Below are 21096 nucleotides of genomic sequence, written 5' to 3'. Positions count from 1 at the left end.
TGGTCAGCCGTGGTGCGACGCCTGGGCCGCGCGGGTGCGCTTCCGGGCCTGCACCTCGGGGGACTCGGCGATGGCCATGCCCACCAGGCGGGCGCCTTCCAGGAAGTGCTTGATGCCCGAGCGCACCAGCTCCGCGCTCGGCTCGCCCACCTCGGGGTAGCCGCGGCCCTCGGCGTCGGTCGGCATCTTGCCCCAGTTCGCGAAGAGCCGGCCCCAGTCGCTCTCCAGCACGGGCGCCATCTTCTCGCGGGCGTAGCGCGGGTACCAGAACAGGTCGTGGTAGGTCACCGAGGCCACGTAGGCCCAGGGGGCGAGCCAGGTCTTGAGCGACCACTCCACGGGCTTCTTGAGCGGGCCCCAGTAGATGCGGTGCTGGTTGCGGGAGGCGAAGGTCATCTCCTTGAAGGGGCCGTCGAAGTTCCAGTTCTCCTTCGCTGCGTCGACGTCGCCGACGATCTCGATGTCGCGCACGTCGCCGCAGCCGAGGCCGAGCTCGTGGGCGAGGCGCACGAACTTCACGTCGGCGAGCGGGTCGAAGCCCATCAGCTTCGCGGCCACGGCGTCGATGGCCACCTGGTCGGCGGAGGCCAGGATCACGTTCTTCACGTGCGGCACCATGCAGCGGGGGCCCGGGCCGTCGCCCGCGAAGGTCCCGTCCATCACCGCGAAGACACCGCGGTGGATCTTCTTCTGGATCATCAGCAGATCGACGAGGGTCTCGTGGATGACCGGGTGGGTCCAGTGGCGGTGCTCGTTCAGGAGGCCGCCGAAGGCGTTCTTCATCGCGCCCGTGGTGGTGGTGAAGATGTGGGTCTTCACCGTGGGCAGGTGGATGATGTTCTCGCCGATGAAGCGCTTCGGGATGGAGAAGCCCTTCGGGTAGACCTCGTTGAGGCAGAGGAACTTCTTGGTCAGGTCGCCCACGGCGTCCTGGATGTGGATCCACTCCTCGCCCTCGTAGAGGTGCACGTTTCGGAGGCCGTGGGCCTGCACCACGTCGAGCTGCTTGTTCTCGCGCTCGCCGAGGTGGGCGTCGATGACCACGGTGCGGTTGTGGCAGGCGTGAATGAGATCGTCCGGGTAGCCATCCTTCTTCATCGCCCGGATGACGCCCTCGAGCTGCCAGGGGGTGGTCGAGGAGCTGGGGTAGAAGAAGTGCCAGGAGATGTTCACCTTGAGGCCAGTGTCCGCGTCCTTCGCGATCACGTCCTGGTAGCCAGCCAGGTTCATGACGCGGTGGTAGTCCTCAAGGACTGTCGCAGGGGACGTGCGGACGATGGCGACCTTCGACTTCGGCATGGGGACCCCTTTAGCGCGGATCTCCGCCCGGCGCCCAGGGCAAGTCGGTGGGCTGCCGGTGGGTTGCCCGTGGAGAGCGCGTGCAGATGCGGGGGAGGCGCACGCGATGCACGACCGCAGAGGGGCGGGAGAGGCGGGCGCTGCACGACCGCAGCGGCGCGCGAACGGCTGCGCGGGTGGCGGTTGCAGCGGTGGGGAGGTGAAGAGGGGGAAGCGGGGCGAGGCGGGAGGATCCGGGCCTCGCCCGGCAGGAAGCGTCAGGGCTGGCGAACGACCATCACGGTGCCGTTGCAAGCACCCGTGCCCACGACGGACGTGGCGGTGCCGAGGAAGCCGGCCGCGAAGACGTAGGAGACGCCCTGCGTGAGGTTGTACCGCTTGACCGAGCTGAGGCTACCGGCCCCGTTGATGACCGAGGTCGCGTTGGCGTTAACCGTGATGTACCCGAACGTCCCGGCGTTCTGGGAGACCAGGATGTCGAGGAAGGCGTAGTCGACGTCTGCGTCGGGGGCGACCAGGGCGCTCATGCTGATGATCGCGACCTCGTTGGCCGTGGTCGGGGTGTACGCCGTGGTCCGGCACTGGGTCGGCACGGTGTACGCCGCATTGCCGATGCTCTGACCGCTCCAGTCGCCGTCGAAGTCACGGAGGGCGAGCACCGACGAGGGACCCACAGGGCCGGTGGGGCCTGCAGGGCCTGCAGCGCCGGTCGCGCCCGCGGGGCCCGCAGGACCCATGGCGCCGGCAGCGCCCGTGGGGCCCGCAGGACCGGCGGCACCCGTTGCGCCAGCCGCGCCCGTTGCGCCAGTCGCTCCCGCAGCGCCGGTCGCCCCCGTGGGACCTGCCGGACCCGCCGCGCCGACGGGGCCCGTCGCACCCATCGCGCCCGCAGGACCCGTTGCGCCCGCGGGGCCCGCAGGGCCCGCAGGACCTGCAGGGCCGGCAGCGCCTGTCGGACCGATGGGACCCGCAGGGCCCATCGGACCCATCGGGCCCATGGGTCCCTCGGGGCCGGTGGGGCCGGTTCCGGTGCCCGTGCCATCCGCGCCGGTGGGGCCGGTGGCACCCGTCTCGCCCGCGGGACCCTCGGGGCCCTCGGGGCCTTCGGGGCCTTCGGGGCCGGTGGGGCCCGTCTCGCCTGCGGGGCCCTGTTCGCCATCGGCACCCGGGGCGCCTGGGGCACCCTGGGCGCCTTCTTCACCGGCGCAGCCGAGGAGGGTGGTGGCCATCACCAGGGGGATGCAGCAGAGCGCTCGAAGCATGCGCGTGTCCTTTCTCAGTCGAAATGGAAGCCAGCAGCGCTGGCGCGTCGCATGGACGGCCGAGGGCCAGCCAGGACGCTGCTATCACGATGGGTCGCAGGCGAGGAGAGGGATTGATGAGGCTGCCGGTGATTGCGATCCCGCGACAGCGGAACACGGCTCTCGGTGGAATATCTCCCTGGAGAACGGGCCGATCTTGAGCCACGCGAGGCCCTTGGGGGCAATAGCGAGGTCAATGGCGGCACCTGGGTGATTGCTGCCGACTGCCGTCGGTGGTGGGCTGCCCCACCGCAATGGCTCAGAGTGCCGCACCAAACGGGACCGAGCTGGCCGGAGGGGCGTGAGCCCCTGCCGTATGAATCAGTCGATGGCCACGCTCACCTTGGCGTCGTAGCTCCCGGGTGAGGGGAAGGTCACCCCGCGCAGCGCGTCGACCACGCAGGTGGCCGCGGATTCGGCGCGATCGTCCGAGCCCGAGACGCCGGCGCTCACCACCTTGCCCTCAGGGTCGACGTAGAGCGTCGCCTTGAGCGCGCCGGTGCCCGCGTCCTTGCGGCAGGTGGTGAGCTGGGGGAGCGCCTCCTGGAAGGGAGCGCCGAGCGCGTCGGACGACCAGCCCACGGGCTGACGCTCGTCGGGGCTCGGCTCGAAGGTGTAGGAGTTCTCCGCGAGCCCCTCGCCGCCCACCGGCTTCGGCCAGGTGGCGCCGCGCAGCGCCTCCACCATGCACGCCTCGGCCTGGCGATCGCCGAGCGTCGAGTCCTTCACGTACACCCAGCGCGCGCTCCCGGACGCGGTGACCCGCGCCGCGAGGCGGACCTCGCCGCCCAGGTAGGGCACGCGCCGGAGGCCTTGCTCGAAGCAGCGGGAGAGCTTCGGCGCCGCCTTCTCGAACACCGCTTGCGTCTCGGCCTCGTCGAGCGCGCCGATCTCGGCGCTCACGCCCATCCCCGATCCGCTTTGCCTCCCGGAGGACGATCCGCTGTCCTGCGTGGGCGCCTCCGGAGGGGGCGTGCTTCCACCGCACGCGGAGAGCGCCGCGAGCGCCGCGAGCGCCGTGAGTGCTGCGAGCGCCGAGAGCAGTCCTCCACGCGCCGTGTGGTTAAGCGACAGACCCATCGAACCTCGCACCTTGGTGATCACAGCATCCCTCCAGCGACGATCCGCCGCTGCTCCTCGGCCGTTCCCTCGTCGATCTCGGTGATCCGCGCGTCCCGCGCGTGCCGGTCCGGCCCGCTGCCTGCGGTCCACCCGGCGGCGCCGAGGATCTGCATCGCCCGCTGCGCCACGCGGCTCGCCATGTCCGCCGCGTAGAGCTTCGCCGCGGCGGCCTCGGCGGCGCACGGTGCGCCTCGATCCCGCAGCGCCGCGGCCCTCAGGGTGAGGAGCCGCGCCGCGTCGATCTCCGTGGTCATGTCGGCGACCAGGAACTGCACGCCCTGGTGCTCGGCGGGCGTCCCCGCGCCGACGCGGCCGCCCAGGGGCGCCTTCGCGAACGCCAGGGCTTCCTCGCAGGCGGCGCGCGCGATGCCGAGCGCTTGCGCGGCGACGCCGATGCGGGAGAGGTCGCGGGCGACCGCGGCAACCCTGGCTCCTCCGCCCTCCTCCCCGAGCACCCTGGACGCCGGCACCGCGACGCCCTCGAACCGGAGCGTGCCCACAGGTACGGCGCGCATCCCGAGCCGCGTCGCGCCAGGCTCCACGGTGACTCCCGGTCCCTCCTGCACCACGAGCGCCGTGGTGTGCCCCGCATCTCCGCCGCTGGCCGCGAGCACGATGGCCTGTGACGCCCCGGGGACCAGCAGCACCTGGTGGGCGATCCCGTCGAGCCGGTAACCGCCGTCTGTGCTCCGCGTCGCCGTCACCTCCGGGGCCCCGCCCGCGCCCAGCCCGTCAGGTGCCCCGCCCGACGCGAACGCTGCGAACGCCCCCAAAGCCCTGCCCGCGGCGGCCTCCGCGAGCAGCTCACCCCGCAGCGCGGGCGCCCCGAAGCGCAGGAGCGGCTCCACGAACAGCGCCCCGTGCGCGCGCACGATGGCCCCGGCGCTCGCGCAGGCGCGGCTCAGCTCCTCCACCACCAGGGCGAAGCCCACCGCATCGAGCTCGGCTCCCCCTTCGGTCCGCGGCGCGGTGGGGGCGAGGAGTCCCTCTCCGGCCAGGAGCCCGATGATCTCCGCGGGATAGCGGTCCGTACGGTCCAGCTCCGCGGCGAGGGGGGCGAGCGCGCGCTCGGCGAGGCCACGCGCAGCGTCCCGTGCGCGCTGCTGGTCCGCGGTGAGGGCAAAGTCCATGCGGTGAGCTGTATACGGCCCCACGCCGTCCAGGAAAAGAGGGCTGGAGGGGGCCACGGTCACGGGGTGAGCCCGTCCCGCTCCAGGGGGCGGTGCGGGTGCGGGTGGGTCCTGAGCCGCACGCATCACTCGCAGGCGCAGACGCCGCCGTGGTGGGAGCAGCAGCCGCGCTTCACGGTGGTGCAGGTGGGCGAGACGGTCCCGTCGCAGCAGCAGACGGTGCCGCTCGGAGGAGGCGCGGGCCGCTGGGGGGACCCGGGGAGGGGCTGGCGGGGGCTCCCCGTGGGCTCCGGGGCGGCGGGAGAAGGGGCCCCGGTGTTGCGCGCTGCGCGGGCGATCCTCTCGCGGCCTGCTTGCAGGCTCCGGGCAGCTTCCTCGACATCCGGGCTCTGCGGATGGGTGGTGATGAAGCGCTCGATCTGCGCGCAGGCCTCCGCGGCCCCGCGCTCGGCGCAGCCGCGCAGATCGAGGACGAGCCACGCCGCGCGCTCCTGCGCAGCCCGCGCCTCGTCCTCCCGATCGCGTTCCCGCTGATGCTCGGCCTGACGCTCGGCGCGCGCCTCGCGCTCCTCCCGGGCCGCGGCGTCGGCGCGCGCCTGATCGCGCCGCTGCGCCTCGGCGTGCCGCGCGGCGTCCAGCGCCCGGTCGCGCATGGTCAATGCCAGGGCCAAATCCGCCTCCGCGTCGCGGCACTGACGCGCGTCGCCGTCGTCCGCGGCGCAGCGCGCGCGGCGCGCCTCCGCCACCTGGACGAGCGGATCGCACGTGGCGAGGTCGCCACACCCGCGGGTCAGGCGCTGGCGGAAGCCGTCACCCCCGTACGGGCCGTACGGAGGCGCTGGCGCGCATCCCGCGCATCCCCAGAGCAGACAGGCGGTGAGGGTGAGCCGCCCGAAGAGGGAAGGACCAGAAAGACCAGGAGGCATCGCGCGCCCCATCGTACGCAGGCCGAGCGCCCCGTCCATGCGCCCCCCTCGCAGGCGCGCCGCCTCCTGCGTGGCCAGCGCGGCCAGCGCGGCCAGCGCGGCCTGCGTGGCCTGCACCGGCCGCCCGGCCCAGCCCCAGCCCGGGAAGCGAGGCTCCCCCCGCAGGACGGCCTGCGTTACCCTCGGCCGATGTCGTCCGGTGGACCTGCGCAGGCGGTGGTGCGCGTGGCAACCAACGAGACCTGCAACCAGAACTGCGGGTTTTGCGTGGCCCGCCGCTCTGCGGAGCGGCCCGGGTTCGCCGCGGCAGCCGCGGTGCTCTCCAGGATCGAGGCGGCAGCGCAGAGCGGCGCCCGGCAGATCGCGCTCACCGGGGGGGAGCCCGTCCTGCGCCGCGATCTGCCCGCCCTCGTCGCCCGGGCGCGGCGCGCGCTCGACGAGGCAGGGGGGCGCCGCACGGACTTCCCGCCGGGCGATCCGCGGGCGCAGCGGACGGAGGTCTTGCTCGAGACGAACGGGGCGCTGATCACCTCCGCGCGCGCTGAAACCCTCAGGCGCGCCGGGCTCGACGTGGCCCGGGTGAACCTGCCCCGGTGGGGGGAGGCGCTCGACGGGATCACCCGCGACGAGGGCGGGTTCGCGCGGGCGCGCGCCGGGCTCGTCGCGCTTGCGGAGGCGGGCATCGCCCTGGAGATCGCGGTGCCCCTGGTGCGCGCCAGCCTGGAGGCAGCGCCGGAACTCCCCGCGGCGCTCGTGGGCGCGTCTCTCTCCGTCCGCGCGCTGGTGCTCTCCGTGCCCGTCGAGGCGCCGGACACCGCGACGCTCGCGTCGCTCGCCGAGGCAGCGGCCGCCGCCGAGGCCGTGGACGCCGCCGGGCGGCGTGTGGGGCTCACCGTCCGCTTCGACCCGGGAAGCATGATCCCCCCCTGCCTCTTTCCGCACCCGGCGCGCGTGGCGCACCTCTATACGCTCACGCCCCGGGGCGCCGACCGCCCGGATTTCGCGCACCTCGCAGCGTGCGACGGCTGCCAGGCGCGCCCCGTCTGCCCTGGTGTTCCCCGCGGGGCGCTCGCCCGGGAGCCCGACCTCGCGCTCCGCCCCATCCGCGACGAGCGCACCCGGCGGCGGCTCACCCTCATCTCCGGGGTGGAGGCGCAGATCCGCCGCGAGCTGTGCACCCGCGACGTGCGCCGCCTCTCCGACGGCACCACCGTCCGCGAGAGCATCGTGCGCATCAACTTCCACTGCAACCAGGTGTGCCGCTTCTGCTTCGTCTCGACGCACCTGCCCGCTGCGCCCGAGGCGCTCGTCGAGGCCGAGATCACCGAGGTCTCCGTGGCGGGCGGGGTGCTCACCCTCTCCGGCGGCGAGCCCACCCTGAACCCGCGCGTCGTCGACTACGTGGCCATGGGCAAGCGGCTCGGCGCCCGCGAGGTGGAGTTGCAGACGAACGCCACGCGCCTCGCCGATCCGGCCCTGACCCAGGCCCTCGTCGGGGCCGGCCTCGACGTGGCGTTCGTGTCCCTGCACGCGGCGCGGGCCGAGGTCTCGGACCGCATCACGGGCGCCCCGGGGACGTTCGTGAAGACCGTGCGCGGCCTCGACGAGCTGGCGAAGACCGAGGTGCTGGTGCGCATCAACTTCGTCTTCTGCGAGCAGAACCAGGAGGAGTTCCCGGCCCTCGTGGCCATGACCGCGGCGCGCTGGCCCAGGGCCGAGATCACCGTCTCGTTCGTGGCGGCGTCGACCGATCTCGTGCCGCTCACGCCGGATCTCCTGCCCCGCTACACCGACGTCATGCCGTACCTCGCGGAGGGCGTGCGCCTCGCGAAGGCGCTCGGCGTCACGCTCACCGGCTTCGAGTCCATGTGCGGCATCCCGCTCTGCCTGGTCCCGGCGGATCTGGCGCCCTACCTGGCGCTGGCCGAGGCGTCCGCAGCGCTCGCCGCCGGGGAGTTCCACAAGCCCGAGACCTCGTGCGGGGTGTGCTCCCTGTCGCCCCGGTGCTTCGGCATCCGGCGCGGGTACGCGCAGCTCTACGGCACGGACGAGCTGCGCCCCCTCCGCGCTCAGCCGGCGTGAGGCTGCTGGTGCGTGGGCCGGTGCGTGGGCCCGTGCGTGGGCCGGTGCGTCGCATAAACCGCGTCGCGCCACGCGAGCACCTCGGGGTGACGCGCGACGAGCTCCGGGCGCGTCCACGCCTCCCGCCCCCCCGGCCCCACGGGCATGTACCGCTCGTCCACCGGGCTCACCCCCTGCAGTGACGCCGCCATGGTGATGTCCGCGTAGGTGAACGCCCCGCCGACCAGGTAGCGCCGGCCATCGGCGAGCACCTTCGCGAAGGCCGCCATGGTCTGGTCGAGCACCGGCCGGTGTGACGCCGCGGCGTCGCGCATGCGGTACTTGTCCACGAAGGCGGAGAGGGCCCGGCGCGCGAGGGGGGCGAGCACCGGCTTCAGGGCCTCCGGCACCCCGGGGGGAAGCGCGTCGAGCGCCGTCTGTGCGTCCTCGATCTGGCCGAGCAACATCACGCCGCGGCCCGTGACGAGGAGCTGCTCGCTCAGCAGGTTCCACGCCGCGATCTCGGCCTCGTGCCCCGCCGGGAACAGCGGCCGCCCCGCGCCGATCGCCTCGGCGTGCCGCGCGATCTGGAACGAGTCGCCGTAGATGTCGCCGCCGTCCTCCAGGACCGGCACGCTCACGCGCCCGGTGGGCTTGCGCAGGAGCCAGCGCAGCCGCAGATCGCCGACGAGCGGCACGTGCTCCACGGCCTCGTAGGCGACGCGGTGATGGTCGAGCGCCCAGCGGGCCTTCTCCGACCAGGGAGAGATGGGCAAGTGATAGAGCCGGGTCAGCATGGGATCGCCAGGGGGTCGTCCAGGGAGTCGGTCACGCGGCCGTGGGGCCAGCCCCGGGTGCCGTCGTGGGGCCAGCCGCAGGGGGGACGGGCACGAACTCGTCCCAGCCATTGCGCTTGAGGTAGTTCTTCCACACGCCCTCGCAGACGCCGTCATAGCGGCAGCGCGCGCACTCGGACCGCTTCGACCGCTCTGCATCGTCGAGATCCTGCCGCGTCAGCAGCACGAGCCCGCGCCCACCTCCCCGCTGCTGGCGTGTCGCCACCTGCTCCTCCGGCATCACCGTGCCGCGATCCGCGAGGTTGTAATGGGCGTGCTTCTCCACGTAGCCGCGATTGAAGTCCTCAATCGCTTCGGTGGTGCAGAGCGGGATGTCGACGAGGAATGCCTGGGGCTGCGCCTCGCCCACCGCGTCGAGGAAGCGCCGGAAGGCCGCTGCGGTCTCGGTGTAGGTCGGGAAGATCTGCTCGAAGTAGGTGTCGGCGCGGCCGTTGGCCTGCATCACGTTGAAGACCACCTGATCGACGCCGTGCTCGCGGAGGAAGCGGTAGATGTCGAGCATGTGCGGCAAATTCCGGTCGGTGAGCACCGTCGAGGTGTGCAGCTCCAGGCCGAAGCGCTTCAGCTTGGCGATGGTGTCGAGGCCGCCCACGGTCTGCTCGTAGCTCTCCGGGGTGCGGGTCAGGCCCTCGTGGAGCTTCTTCGTGTGGCCGTGGATGGAGATGTAGAAGCGGTTCATCCCCGCCTTGGCGAGGAGCGCGGCGTAGGGCAGGTGCGAGAGCCGCCGCCCGTTGGTCATCACGCTGATGCGGCGGTAGCCGAGCTTCTTCGCCATGCCCACCAGATCGGGCAGCTCGGGGCGCGTCGTGGGCTCGCCCGAGGTGAAGCACACCTCCTCGGCGCCGCGGTTCTGTTCGAGGATCCACCGCACCCGCTCGGTGGTCATGGCGGAGTTGTTCTCGTACCGGTCCTCCCGGTCCTCCTCCATGCAGAAGACGCAGTTGTTGTTGCACACCGCGCCGATGGAGACGTGGATCCGCTCCTTCTGGCTGGCGATGCGCTCGATGACGCTCGTCGCAACAGAGGACTCGGCGGGGGCGAGGGCGTCTTGGGTCACGGCGTTCTCCAGGGGCGATGGTGCGGGAGGAGCCTGTCCCAGGTCAACGGCCCGCATCAGGGCTCTCATGGACGGAGCCTCGCGATCTGGTACACCTTGCCAGCATGACGACCTGCAAGGAAGAAGCTCGCCGCTGGGTCCACCGCTACGCCATCGGCGGCGCGGCCTTCGCCGCCCTCCCGATCCGGGGGACCACGACGGGCCTCGCCACGCTCCAGACCCACATGTTGAGCGTCATCGGGAGCATCTACGGTGAGCCCGTGGGGGCCGTGAGCGCGACGGCGCTGGGCGGGAGCTTCTCCGTCCTGGGCCAGGGCCTCAGGTTCGTGACGCAGCGCGCCTCGAAGCTCGTGCCCGGTCCGGCCGGTTTCCTGGTCCGCATCGCGGTGGCCGGTGTCACCGTGGAGGCGCTGGGGCACGCCATCATCGAGCACTACGAGCGAAAATCCCCCGGCAAGACCTTCGTGAAGGTCGACTAGGACCGCGGAAGGACCCGGCCACACCCAGGACCGGGTGACCCGACAGGGCAGCAATCTGTTGTCTTTCCTCAAGAGGTGGTAGTGCGGTCCGCACGCATCACGTGCGCGCCGAGGGTCGACCCGCTGCCGGATGGTTTTCCGCAGACCGAGTCCCACCCCGGGCGCGGGGCACTGAGTTGCCCCGACTGTATCGAAGAGAGGAGAGCGCCGCATGGCCACGGGTAAAGTGAAGTGGTTCAATCAGGAAAAGGGCTTCGGGTTCATCTCGCAGGAGGGTGGGAAGGAAGACGTCTTCTGCCACCACACCGCGATCCAGATGGACGGCTATCGCGTGCTCCAGGAAGGCCAGCCGGTGGAGTTCGAGGTGACCAAGGGGCCCAAGGGCCTGCAGGCCTCGAACGTCCGGCCCCTTTCCACGTGACCAGGGGGCCCAAGGGCCTGAGGGCTTCGAACGTCCGGCCCCTCTAGAACCACGAGCCCTGCACATGCCTGAGCCAGGCGCCTCTGGCGCTTGACCCGCGGCCTGCAGTAGTCGAGAGCCCGGTCCTCGTACGCGAGGAGCGGGCTCTGCGCTTTTCAGCATGACCCTCTTGGCTATGGAGAACGCGTTCGCCGGAGTAGCATCGGGGTCCCGTGAAGGCGCTCATCAAGGTCGGCTATGCGTGCAACGAGAACTGCACGTTCTGCCACACCGCCGACATGCGCCAGATGAACGACTCCACCGAGCGGGTCGACTGGAAGATCGAGCGCGCGCGGCGGCTCGGCTACAGCATGGTGGTGCTCTCGGGCGGTGAGCCCACGATCCGCCCCGAGCTGCTCCGCTGGGCGCGGCGCGTGGCGGCCCTCGGCCTCGACTTCGGTCTGGTCACCAACGGCCTCCTGCTCTCGTACCCCCACGTCGTCGACGAGCTGATCGCCGAGTGCCGGCTGCGCTACGTGTACATGTCGATCCACGGCGGCGCGGCCAAGGTGCACAACTCCGTGGTCCGCGCCGACACCTTCCAGAAGGCCGTCGCCGCCCTGCAGAACCTCGCGGGCCGGGTGCCGGACCTCACCGCCAACTGCGTGGTGACCACGGCCAACGTCAAGCACCTGCGTGGCCTCGTCGACCGGCTCCTGCCCCTCCGGGACCTGTGCCTCAAGTTCTCGATGACCCAGCCCAAGGGGGCCGCAGACCGCGCCTACGACGTGATCTGCCCGGAGGTCGCCGCGTGCGCCGCCGCCGTGAAGGACGCCATCGCGTACGGCATGGAGCGGGCCGAGCCCGGCACCTTGCGCTTCGCGCACGACGGCATCCCCTTCTGCCTCCTGCCGGGGCTCGAGCACCTCTACGACGACCTCAAGACCCACCGCTTCGCCTCGATGATCGAGACCGACGAGGACGACTTCGTGCCGGTGGACGACGTGGCCAAGATCCACACGGAGAAGTGCGAGGACTGCTCGCTCCGCGGGGCCTGCCCGGGCCTCTACCGCGGCTACCACGAGGCGCGCGGCGACGGCGCCCTCCGGCCGGTGCACGATCTCCCTCGCGCGAACTCCTTCCACTTCGTCCCCGAGCGCGACCTCGTCCGCCCCCCCGGCGCCCCTTGCCCGGTCCGCCGCGATGGCGTCAGGCCTTACGACCGCGGGCGCACCCTGTTCCTGCGGCTCAAGGACCGCATGCGCCTCTTCCGCACCGGGACGCGCGACTTTGCGGACGCCGAGCTGCTCGCCACCAAGGAGGGCGCCGGTCAGCTCTACGTGGACATCTCCTCGAAGCTCGCGCCCGACGACTTCGCGAAGGACCTGCGCAAGCTCCGGATCTCGGCCGAGTGCGGCGCCTGCCCGCGCCGCGACGAGTGCACCGGCTGCTGGGAGCCCGTGCGCGAGGACGTCTTCACGCGCGACGACGCCCTGGTCCTCGACCGCCTCCGCGCGCTCCGCGGCCGGGTGCTGGACCTCGGCTGCGGCGAGGGGCCCTACCTCGACGTCCTCGCCGAGCAGGCCCGCGCCGGCGCCATCGACTACGTGGGCCTGGATCCGGACGAGGGGCGGCTCGCGGTGCTCTCGTCCCGCTACCCCTTCGGGCGCTTCATCGCGGCGCCGGCCGAGGCCCTCCCCGACGACGTGGGCGAGGTCGACCACGTCCTCGTCCTCCGGAGCTGGAACCACCTCGTGGACCCGGGCAAGGTCCTCGACCGGGCCCTCGCGCGGCTCCGCCCCGGGGGCTCGCTCCTCGTGGTCGACAACGTGGCCTTCGGCCTGGTCCGCGGCCGCGCCCACGCCGCCCGCGCCGAGGCCGCCCCCGCGAACCGCTTCGAGCACTACCGGAACGATGGCGCCGCCGAAGCCGAGCGACGCCTCGCCGGCCGCCCCCTGCGCCTCGTTTCCCGCCGGGCCGTCGGTCCGGAGACGTCCAACCAGTGGATGCTCTGCTACCAGCGCATCTCTGCCGAGGAAGGCCACCCGTGACCCAAGCCGTCATCGACGCGAGCTTCGCCGACTTCCAGAACGACGCCCTCATCTCCCGCGGCGACGAGGGAGCCCGCAAGGTCGCCCAGCACGAGGAGGCCGCCCACGAGAAGCGCAACTGGGTGCGCCTGTCGTTCGACTGCAACAACCGCTGCACCTTCTGCCTCGACTCCCACGCGCACGACGGGACGATGCGCAAGAACATGGACATCAAGGTCCAGATCATCGAGGGCCGGAAGCGCGGCGCCGACCGGCTCATCCTCTCCGGCGGCGAGCCGACGATGCACCCGAACTTCCTCGACTTCGTGAAGCTCGGCAAGCGCGCCGGCTACCCGAAGGTGCAGACCGTGACCAACGGCCGCATGTTCCGCTACCCGGAGTTCCTCGACACCGCCGCGAAGAACGGCCTCGACGAGATCACCTTCTCCCTGCACGGCCACACCGCGAAGCTCCACGACGCCCTCGTGGGGACACCAGGCGCCTTCGTCGAGGAGGTGGCGGGCCTCAAGGCGGCGCTCGCCTCGGGCCGGTTCATCATCAACGTCGACATCGTCATCAACAAGCAGAACGTCCGCCACCTGCCCGACATGCTGGAGACCTTCATCTCCTGGGGCGTGAAGGAGTTCGACCTGCTCCACGTCATCCCCTTCGGCAACGCCTGGAGCAACGCGCGGCACCACCTGTTCTACGATCTCGACGGCAACCTGGAGTACCTGCAGCGCGCCTTCGCCTACGCGCGCCGCCCCGACCTCCACATCTGGCTGAACCGCTTCCCCCCGCCCTACACCGAGGGCTTCGAGGAGCTGATCCAGGACCCCTACAAGCTCAACGACGAGGTGCGCGGCCGCCGCGAGGAGTACGACCGCTACCTCTCCCTCGGCCAGAAGCTCGACTGCCGCGAGCCCGAGCGCTGCCAGCAGTGCTACCTGCGGAGCCTCTGCGACTCGCTCGACGACGTCATCGCCACGCGGCAGGCGGAGCAGGTCGACGTGCTCCGCCTCGCGGGCGAGCCTCCCCGGGCCGGCAAGCTGCCCGAGGCGCCCCTCGCCCGCCTCGTGGGCCAGGACCTCGACGAGGCGCAGCGCCTCGCGGGCGCGACGGCGGCACCCTCCATCGTCCTGGAGCTCGACGAGTACCGGGGCATCGAGGAGGCGCTCACCCCCGAGGGAACACTGTTCGGCAAGAGGCTCACCCGCTGCGACACCGCGCGCCCGGAGGCCCTCCCGCACCTGCTCTCCCTGCCGGCCGCGATCGAGATCGGCGTGTTCCTGACCCAGGAGACGGCGCCCGCGATCAAGGCCCTCGCCCCCGAGGCGCTCCGGCGGGTGGTGGTGGTGCAGCCGAACTACGACCGGGTGACCGACGCCCTGGAGCGCGATGTCGACCTGCCCGCCTTCTGCGCCGACCTACCGGCCGAGGTGCCCGTGGAGAACATCCCCCGCTGCCTCGCCGGGCGGAAGCCGCGCCGCTCGCTGCGCGTGCTCGACACGGCGATGCTCGGCCAGGACGCGCGCATCGACATGCACCGCTACACCCAGCGCTACGTGGCCGACGGCTACATGACGAAGGCGCTGCGCTGCCGGACCTGCGTGGAGGACGCGCGCTGCCCCGGGGTGCACATCAACTGGGTGCGCGCGCACTCGTACGCGCCGCTCACGCCGATCGTGGCGGAAGAAGCAGTGGAGATGGCAGCGGCAGCGACGCCGTGACGGGAGGCATGCGCGCCTTGCGCAGAGCCGCTGCGCCCTGAGACGCGGGGACCGAATGCGCTGGCGTTCACCGAACGTCAGCGATTATCTCGATCCATCCAACGATGCGCATCCAAGAGATCTCCCTGATCAACTTCCGCGCGTTCAAGGAGTTCAAGCTCAAGCTCGACCCGCAGCTCACCGTGCTCATTGGCCGTAACGGGGCTGGCAAGTCGACCGTCCTCGAAGGGCTGGCGGTGGCGCTGGGGGCCTGGTTGAGCGGGTTCAGCGCCATCGCGGAGGATCAGCCCATCCCTCGCACTGCAGCGCGGTTGACCTCCGCGCGGGCCTCGTCGGACATCCCAGCCGAGGAGGCGTCCTATCCCGTGGTTGTTGCGGCCGAGGGCGAGGTACTGAGCACTCCCGTGGCATGGTCGCGGGAGCTTCGCAGCGTTGACGGACGCACCACGACGGCCGGCTCCTCGCGCCTCCGGCAACTCGCAGCGCAGGCCGAAGAGAGCCTTTCTTCGGCGCCGCAGACGCTGCTCCCGGTGCTCGCCTACTACGGGACCGGCCGGCTCTGGCTCCACAAGCGCGAGAAGAGTGCCACGAAGGGCAAGCTCAAGTCGCGCCTTGAGGGTTATCGTGCCAGCCTCGAAGCCGCGTCGGACCACAAGGGATTCGAGGCGTGGATGGCCTGGCGCGAGAACGACCGCCTCCAGCGCCTCGCCCGTGCCGATGAAGAAGGCAGGCCCCTTACCGAGGTGAGCAGCCCGGAGCTGGAGGCCGTGAGCGCGGCGGCCTGCGGGTGCCTCGAAGGTGCGAAGCGCATCTACTACAGCGCGAACCATCGGGAGCTGCGGGTCGAGTTCGAGCAGGGCGCGTCCATCCCCTTCGAAGCCCTCTCCGATGGCCAGAGGAACCTCATCGCGGTGGCAGCGGACATCGCCTGGCGCGCGCTGCAGCTCAACCCGCATCTCGGCGCCAGGGCGCCCTCCCAGGCCCCCGGTGTGGTGCTCATCGACGAGGTGGATCTCCACCTGCATCCGGCGTGGCAGTGGCGCGTGCTGGATGACCTGCGGCGCACCTTCCCGAAGATCCAGTTCGTGGTCACCACCCACTCCCCGCAGGTGATGTCGTCGGCGCCTGGCGCTTCGGTGTGCCTCATCGGTCCCGACCATCGCGTCCATCGGGTGAGAGAGATGGCCGGGAAGGACGTCAACACCATCCTCGAAGACATCTTCGGCGTGACCGCTCGCCCTCAGGCCATCCGTGACAAGCTCGACAAGCTGGCGAGGCTGATCGAAGACGGCGAGGTGGCCAGCGCGAGGGCCCTCCTCGACGAGCTGTCGCGCGCTCTCGGCGAGGAAGACACGGAGGTGGTCTCCGCGCGCTGGGAGATCTCCCTGGCGGAGGTGGGGGATGCGGCGGATTAAAAAGGGCCCTGAACCCGCCTGTCTGAAGGACCTGCGCGAAACGCCGGGAGCCGACTGGAGTTCCGTGAGCGGAGCGCAAAGGCGCGAGATGCGCAAGCAAGCGAACGACGAGCAGGGGGGGCTCTGCGCCTACTGCATGTCCCTCATTCCGCAGAGCAACAAACCACTGGAGCCTCCCGACAACACCTCGATGAAGATCGAGCACTTCGAGGCGCGCAACGCGAGCCGTGCGAAGATGTTCGACTGGAGCAACCTCCTCGGCGTCTGCATCGGCGATGTGGGCATCGAGGGGGGCGGCGAGAGCGACCAGCAGGCCCGGTATCACTGCGACACCTACCGCGGGCACCTCAAGGTGACCGAGCAGGGCCTCGACCTGAACCCTGCCGCCTTCCCGCCCGACATCGGCGAGCGCTTCTCCTACACCGTTTCCGGAGAAGCTCGGACGTCACAGCGCTTTGAGCCTGCTGAGAGGGACAAGGTCGAGCGGATGATCGCGCGCCTGAACCTCAATCTACCGCGGCTCAGGCGAAACCGCGCAGCCGTGATCGGCTTGCTGCGCCGGGAGTTGCAGAAGAAGCCGACGCTGGCGCGTGTGAAGGAGCTCCTCCAGGACGCCTCGGCGCCCGGTGCCAAGGGCCTCCTCCGGCCGTACTGCCAGGTAGCCATCCACTACCTGCAGAAGAAGCTTCGTCAGCTATAGCGGTAGCCGGGCGCGCTTGACGTCTCTTGCGGCTCCGCGAGTCGTACAGCGGGTCTCGCCGCACGATCTCACTGTCGAGCCCATGAGGCGCTGTCGGATACATCTTCCGGAGCGTGCCCTCGGGCCTCCGCGAGGGCTGCGGGAGCGGGGGCCGCCGCGACATTGTCCGCACGGGTAGAGGACCCGTCACGCCGATGTCTCGACGGGCGATCCACCTGCGGTGACAATGTCGGCGCGGGTGGAGCGCCCGTGGAGAGAATGTCGGCGCGGGTAGATCGTCCGTGGCGACAATGTCGGCGCGGACGACCACCCGTGGAGCGAATGTTCCAACGGCTGCCCCGCCCGCCAGGACAATGTCGGCGCGGGTACCTCGCTCGTCAGGGCAATGTTGGCGCGGGTGGAACGCCCGCCAGGACAATGTCAGCGCGGGTAGATCGGCCGCGGCGACAATGTCGGCGCGGGTGGAACGCCCGCCAGGACAATGTCGGCGCGGACGATCCAACCCCGGCGACATTGTTTCAACGGCTTCGTGGGCGTTCTCCAGCGCGTCGCTGCGGGTCCTTCATCCGTCGACCGCAGGCCCTGGGCGGAGCGCGCGTCGTTCTCCGGAGGACTTTCACCGGTGCGCGTCCGGGTACCCCGAGCCTTCGTGGGGGGGCCTACTTGGCCGCGGTCGCGCTGGCTGCGTTGTTCATGACCCAGCGGTCGGCGACGAACTCGTACGTGGCCTTCTTGTCGCATCCGCTGACGCCGACCGAGGAGCAGTCGGAGCCCGGTCCAACGCACAAGAACTGCAGTTGCTCGCGCGCGCAGGACAGGTCGAAGCTCGCCCGTTCGGCGAGCGCCTTCTTCCCGTAATCATGCTGGTCGAACCAGGGCTGGCTGCCGATCATCATCGAGGCACAGCCGCCGACGACCACGGTCGACATGGCGACGAGCAGAGCACGGACGTACGATTTCATCTCTTGCCTTTCACCAGGTGGGAGCCATTTTCGACGCTCCAGGGCACCCGACGGACTGAATCCCCCCCTAGTGGCTTCGCGCATCTGCGTCCACGGAGAAGGTCACCTCGGGCGCAGTCCTCACCGCCTTGCCCGCTGCTCTCCGCGATCCTCCGTGAGGCGCCCTCGCCCTCCTGCCGCTGACACGGAGCACCTTCTCCCCGAGACCCCCTGGGGCGATGCGCGGCGTTGCACGACCCATGCTCGGTCCGCAGCGAACAGCAGCCTGTCCGCAGACCCGCAGGTATAGAATTTGGCCAGCGTGCGCCCCCTCTTCTAACCCTGGGAGGGTCACCCCGATGCTCGCAGTCTGCGAGAGGCGGGGTCCGGGGGTGAGCTGGGCGCGTCTGGAGGCGCGCTCCGGGAGCACGCATGTCCACAGTCTCGCTCGTTGAAGGCTCGGTGTTCGCCGAGCGCTACCGCGTCCTCGGCTGCATCGCTTCGGGAGGCATGGGCGCCGTCTACGAGGTGACGCACCTGGAGACGAACCGACGTCGGGCGCTCAAGGTGATGCACCCGCAGTTCCTGCAGAGCGACGAGCTGCGGGAGCGGTTCCGGCAGGAGGCGCGCGTCGCGGCCGACATCGAGAGCGAGTTCATCGTCGATGTCTTCGACGCCGGCATCGACGCGGCGACGCAGATGCCCTTCCTGGTCATGGAGCTTCTGCGCGGAGAAGAGCTGGGCCGGTTATTGCGGCAGCGCGGGCACTTCACGTCCGCAGAGGTGGTGACGTACCTGTACCAGGCGGCCCTCGCGCTGGACAAAACCCACCGGGCGATGATCGTTCACCGCGATCTCAAGCCCGAGAACCTGTTCCTCACGCACCGCGAAGACGGCGCGCCCCGCGTCAAGGTGCTCGACTTCGGCATCGCCAAGGTGATCGCCGAGAGCGGCACGCACGTCAACGCGACCCGCAGCATCGGCACGCCCCTCTACATGGCGCCGGAGCAGTTCCGGCCCGGCAACGCCGTCTCTCCCGCGACCGACCTCTACGCGCTGGCGATGGTCGCCTACACGCTGCTCGTCGGCCGCGCCTACTGGTCCGACGAGGCCAAGGAGAGCGGCGGCAACGTGTTCGCGTTCGCGAGCGCGGTCCTCAACGGTCCCCAGGAGCAGGCCACGGAGCGCGCGCGCCGCGCCGGGGTGCCGCTGCCCCCCGCCTTCAGCGCGTGGTTCGCGAGGGCGGCGGCCTTCGCCCCCGCGGATCGATTCCCCTCCGCGTCGGCCCTGGTGGCAGATCTCGCGGATGCGCTGGGCGTCCCGCGACCGGGTCTGGAGAGCTCCGGACCTCAGTCGCTCTCCCGGATGCCTTCCCAGGCCGAGCTGAGCGCGCAGCCGGCCATCTCCACGGTGGCCCTGAGCGGCACGAAGACGCCGGAGCGACATCGAGGGCGGCGCGAGGTGCTGGGCATCGGCGTGGGCGCCGCGCTGGTGGTCGCCGCGCTGGGGGGGACGGGGGCTGTCCTCTTCACGCGCGGCCGATCCGCACCAGAACCCGACGGCCTCGCTGCTGCGGCGCTCGTCCCTGCATCCGAGCCGGCCGGCAACGGTCCCGAGGCGCCACCGGAGAACGCCGCTCCCACGGCGCCCGAAGTGCGGCCGTCCGAGCCGGCGAAGGAGGCCGAAGGGACTGCGCGAACCAGCCCTGACAAGACCTCTCAAGACAGTCCCGGGACGCCGCCCGCAGAGACCTCGGTGGTTCCTCCGACGCCGCTGCCTGCGCATGCGGCGAGCGGGGCCCCCGCCCCGGAAGCGGTGAAGAAGACAGTCCCGCCCTCTCAAAGCCCGCGGCCTGCTGCGGCTCCCAGCAAGGGGAAAGGGAGACTCTACATCCGCGACTGAAGATCTCTTTGCCTGCGCCTCGCGCGCAGGCCTCGGCTCGTGCTCACTCTAACCCTTCCATCCACGAACGGCATGATCATGAACACCAGGTCCCGCGCCTTAACGATGTCCCTCTCCCTGCTGGCGCTGCTGGCAGGACGACCTGCCGCGGCCCAGGAGCCGCCTGCACCTGCCGCGACCCAGGATCTGGCCGCAGCCGAGGCCCTCTTCGACAAGGGCGTCACCGAGCTGGAGGCGGGCCACTACGAGACTGCCTGCCCCGCGCTCGCCGAGAGCCAGCGCCTCGATCCCCGCCCCGGAACCCTCTTCGCGCTCGCAGACTGTCAGGACAAGGCGGGCAAGGTCGCCACGGCGGCAGCGCTCTACGCGGACTACCTGCGCGCCGTGGAGCAGCTCAAGATCACCCAGAGGCTTCGCCACGACAAGCGGGCCAAGATGGCGCAGGCCCGCCAGGAACAGCTCGCGGCCTTGATCCCGGAGCTGACGCTGGTCCTGCCCGAGTCGGCGCCGAACGATGTCCTCGTCACCCGCGACGGCGTCACGTTCAGCGGCACGTCGCTGGGGATGGCGCTGCCACTCGACCCCGGTGAGCACGTGGTGACGACCCGGGTAGGAGAGGGGCCGGTGGTGGAGCAGCGGGTCACACTGGCCGCCGGCGAGAAACGGGTCCTGGAGATCCAGGTGAAGCGCGCCGAGAAGGCATCGCCTCCGGCACCCGCCGCGGTGCCGAAGCCGCGCGTGACCATGGAGACGCCGGTGGAGCTCGGGTCCGGGGCGATGAGCGGCAGGCGCATCGGTGCCCTCGTGGCCGGAGGTGTTGGCGTGGCCGGGTTGGCGCTCGGCGGGGTGACCGGGCTGATGGCCCTGTCGAAGAAGTCGGTGGTCCAGGAGCACTGCACTGGCGCGGTGTGCGACCCGGAGGGCAAGGAGGCTGCGGATGCGGCCAAGGTGCCCGGGGTGCTCAGCACCGTCGGGTTCGGCGTCGGTGCGGTGGGCATCGCGACGGGACTGGTGCTGTGGTTGACCGAGCCTTCGTCGACGAAGGTGGGCGGAACGAAGCGGGGCATGCAGGCGATGGTGGACGCGGGGCCGGAAGGCGCTGCGCTCGGCGTGAAGGGGGTGTGGTGATGGAGGGGCAGCGATCATTCGGTGTGGGCGCACTGATCTTGGCGGTGCTGAGCGGGGGGTGCCTCACTGTCCTCGGGATTGATGAGGACTACCGCATCGGAGTGGCGACAGGTATCGGCAGTAATGGAGGCGCTAGCGGCGTCGGTGGTGGGGGAGCTGGCGGCATCGGTGGGACTGATGCAGAAGTTAGCAGCAGCGCCACGTCAGGAGGCGAGACGGTTGAATGCGCCGCTGGAGCGGTTGAGGACTGTTACTCCGGTCCAGAGGGCACCGACGGAGTCGGCATATGCCATCACGGTATACGAACGTGTGCCTCCGATGGTTCTGCATGGGGACCTTGTGAGGGTGAAACCTCCCCCCTTCCCGAGATGTGCAACGGGCTAGACGACGACTGCGACAGCTCAATCGATGAAGATCTTGTACAGATCTGTTACAGCGGCCCGCAGGGGTCGCAAGGCACTGGGGCTTGCCAAGAAGGCGAGCAGACTTGCGTCAACGGGATTTGGGGCGCCTGTCAGGGTGAAGTGGTCCCTGCCGTTGAGACATGCAACGCTGTTGATGATGATTGTGACGGGAGCACCGATCAATACCAGGAAGCTTGTTACACTGGCTCGGTAG

General features: G+C 70.8%; 17 protein-coding genes and 1 pseudogene. 10 read left to right on the top strand and 8 right to left on the bottom strand.

The features are described from left to right. Positions 1–3: 3 nt before the first annotated feature. From CAP_RS18475 to CAP_RS44900, 5 genes are all read right to left on the bottom strand, one after another. Entirely contained in the window at positions 4–1299 is a 1296-nt protein-coding gene (locus CAP_RS18475) for a DUF362 domain-containing protein (protein WP_044242803.1), read from the bottom strand. A 257-nt stretch (positions 1300–1556) separates the two neighbouring features. Then, a complete protein-coding gene (locus CAP_RS48230) occupies positions 1557–2561 on the bottom strand; it encodes a hypothetical protein (RefSeq protein WP_081865015.1) in 1005 nt (334 codons plus the stop codon). Positions 2562–2921: 360 nt separating this feature from the next. Beyond that, positions 2922–3680, bottom strand: coding sequence for an AgmX/PglI C-terminal domain-containing protein (locus CAP_RS18465; RefSeq protein WP_044242857.1), 759 nt, complete (start codon positions 3678–3680; stop codon positions 2922–2924). 20 nt (positions 3681–3700) lie between these two features. Next, a complete protein-coding gene (locus tag CAP_RS18460) occupies positions 3701–4852 on the bottom strand; it encodes an acyl-CoA dehydrogenase family protein (RefSeq protein ID WP_044242855.1) in 1152 nt (383 codons plus the stop codon). A gap of 125 nt (positions 4853–4977) precedes the next feature. Beyond that, on the bottom strand, positions 4978–5895 hold the full coding sequence (locus CAP_RS44900) for a hypothetical protein (RefSeq protein ID WP_052375468.1): 918 nt from the start codon (positions 5893–5895) through the stop codon (positions 4978–4980). Between the two features lie 72 nt (positions 5896–5967). Here CAP_RS44900 and CAP_RS18455 point away from each other — a divergent pair, with 72 nt between their 5' ends. Next, positions 5968–7860, top strand: a complete 1893-nt coding sequence (locus CAP_RS18455; protein WP_044242800.1) for a radical SAM protein — start codon at positions 5968–5970, stop codon at positions 7858–7860. Here the strand turns inward: CAP_RS18455 and CAP_RS18450 are convergent. Both CAP_RS18450 and hxsC4 read right to left on the bottom strand, forming a co-directional pair. After that, the gene (locus tag CAP_RS18450; protein WP_044242797.1) at positions 7848–8636 is read right to left on the bottom strand and encodes a glutathione S-transferase family protein; all 789 of its coding nucleotides are present in this window, start codon (positions 8634–8636) and stop codon (positions 7848–7850) included. The two genes, CAP_RS18455 and CAP_RS18450, sit on opposite strands and share 13 nt — an antisense overlap. A gap of 31 nt (positions 8637–8667) precedes the next feature. Further along, the gene (gene hxsC4 / locus CAP_RS18445) at positions 8668–9753 is read right to left on the bottom strand and encodes a radical SAM protein HxsC4 (RefSeq protein ID WP_044242795.1); all 1086 of its coding nucleotides are present in this window, start codon (positions 9751–9753) and stop codon (positions 8668–8670) included. Between the two features lie 104 nt (positions 9754–9857). Here hxsC4 and CAP_RS18440 point away from each other — a divergent pair, with 104 nt between their 5' ends. The 6 genes from CAP_RS18440 (at position 9858) to CAP_RS18415 (ending at position 16507) form a co-directional block, all read left to right on the top strand. Then, on the top strand, positions 9858–10232 hold the full coding sequence (locus tag CAP_RS18440) for a hypothetical protein (RefSeq protein ID WP_044242793.1): 375 nt from the start codon (positions 9858–9860) through the stop codon (positions 10230–10232). A 211-nt stretch (positions 10233–10443) separates the two neighbouring features. Continuing rightward, positions 10444–10653, top strand: a complete 210-nt coding sequence (locus CAP_RS18435) for a cold-shock protein (RefSeq protein ID WP_044242791.1) — start codon at positions 10444–10446, stop codon at positions 10651–10653. A gap of 212 nt (positions 10654–10865) precedes the next feature. Next, positions 10866–12683, top strand: a complete 1818-nt coding sequence (locus tag CAP_RS18430; RefSeq protein ID WP_044242788.1) for a radical SAM protein — start codon at positions 10866–10868, stop codon at positions 12681–12683. Further along, positions 12680–14392 carry a radical SAM protein gene (locus CAP_RS18425; protein ID WP_044242786.1) on the top strand — a complete coding sequence of 571 codons (1713 nt, stop codon included), beginning with the start codon at positions 12680–12682 and terminating at the stop codon, positions 14390–14392. Before CAP_RS18430 ends, CAP_RS18425 begins: the two co-directional genes overlap by 4 nt. Positions 14393–14496: 104 nt before the next feature. After that, complete coding sequence (locus CAP_RS18420; RefSeq protein WP_044242784.1) at positions 14497–15807, top strand: AAA family ATPase; 1311 nt, start codon at positions 14497–14499, stop codon at positions 15805–15807. Next, positions 15794–16507 (top strand): retron system putative HNH endonuclease, encoded by a 714-nt coding sequence (locus tag CAP_RS18415; protein ID WP_081865011.1) that lies wholly within the window; start codon positions 15794–15796, stop codon positions 16505–16507. Before CAP_RS18420 ends, CAP_RS18415 begins: the two co-directional genes overlap by 14 nt. Before the next feature lie 659 nt (positions 16508–17166). Here the strand turns inward: CAP_RS18415 and CAP_RS18410 are convergent. Continuing rightward, positions 17167–17469, bottom strand: coding sequence for a hypothetical protein (locus tag CAP_RS18410; protein WP_044242778.1), 303 nt, complete (start codon positions 17467–17469; stop codon positions 17167–17169). A 411-nt stretch (positions 17470–17880) separates the two neighbouring features. Between CAP_RS18410 and CAP_RS18405 the strand changes: the two genes are divergently transcribed. The 3 genes and pseudogenes from CAP_RS18405 to CAP_RS55790 form a co-directional block, all read left to right on the top strand. Beyond that, the gene (locus CAP_RS18405) at positions 17881–19350 is read left to right on the top strand and encodes a serine/threonine protein kinase (protein WP_044242776.1); all 1470 of its coding nucleotides are present in this window, start codon (positions 17881–17883) and stop codon (positions 19348–19350) included. Between the two features lie 78 nt (positions 19351–19428). Next, a complete protein-coding gene (locus tag CAP_RS18400; RefSeq protein WP_156040920.1) occupies positions 19429–20478 on the top strand; it encodes an outer membrane protein assembly factor BamD in 1050 nt (349 codons plus the stop codon). Beyond that, positions 20478–21062 (top strand): annotated as a pseudogene (locus tag CAP_RS55790) (MopE-related protein); the annotation flags it as partial. The gene CAP_RS18400 and the pseudogene CAP_RS55790, both read left to right, overlap by 1 nt. Positions 21063–21096 lie beyond the last annotated feature (34 nt).

Source organism: Chondromyces apiculatus DSM 436 (assembly GCF_000601485.1).
Lineage (GTDB): Bacteria > Myxococcota_A > Polyangia > Polyangiales > Polyangiaceae > Chondromyces > Chondromyces apiculatus.
Note: the sequence above shows the minus strand (reverse complement) of the source record. Positions and strands in the feature narration are given on the sequence as shown.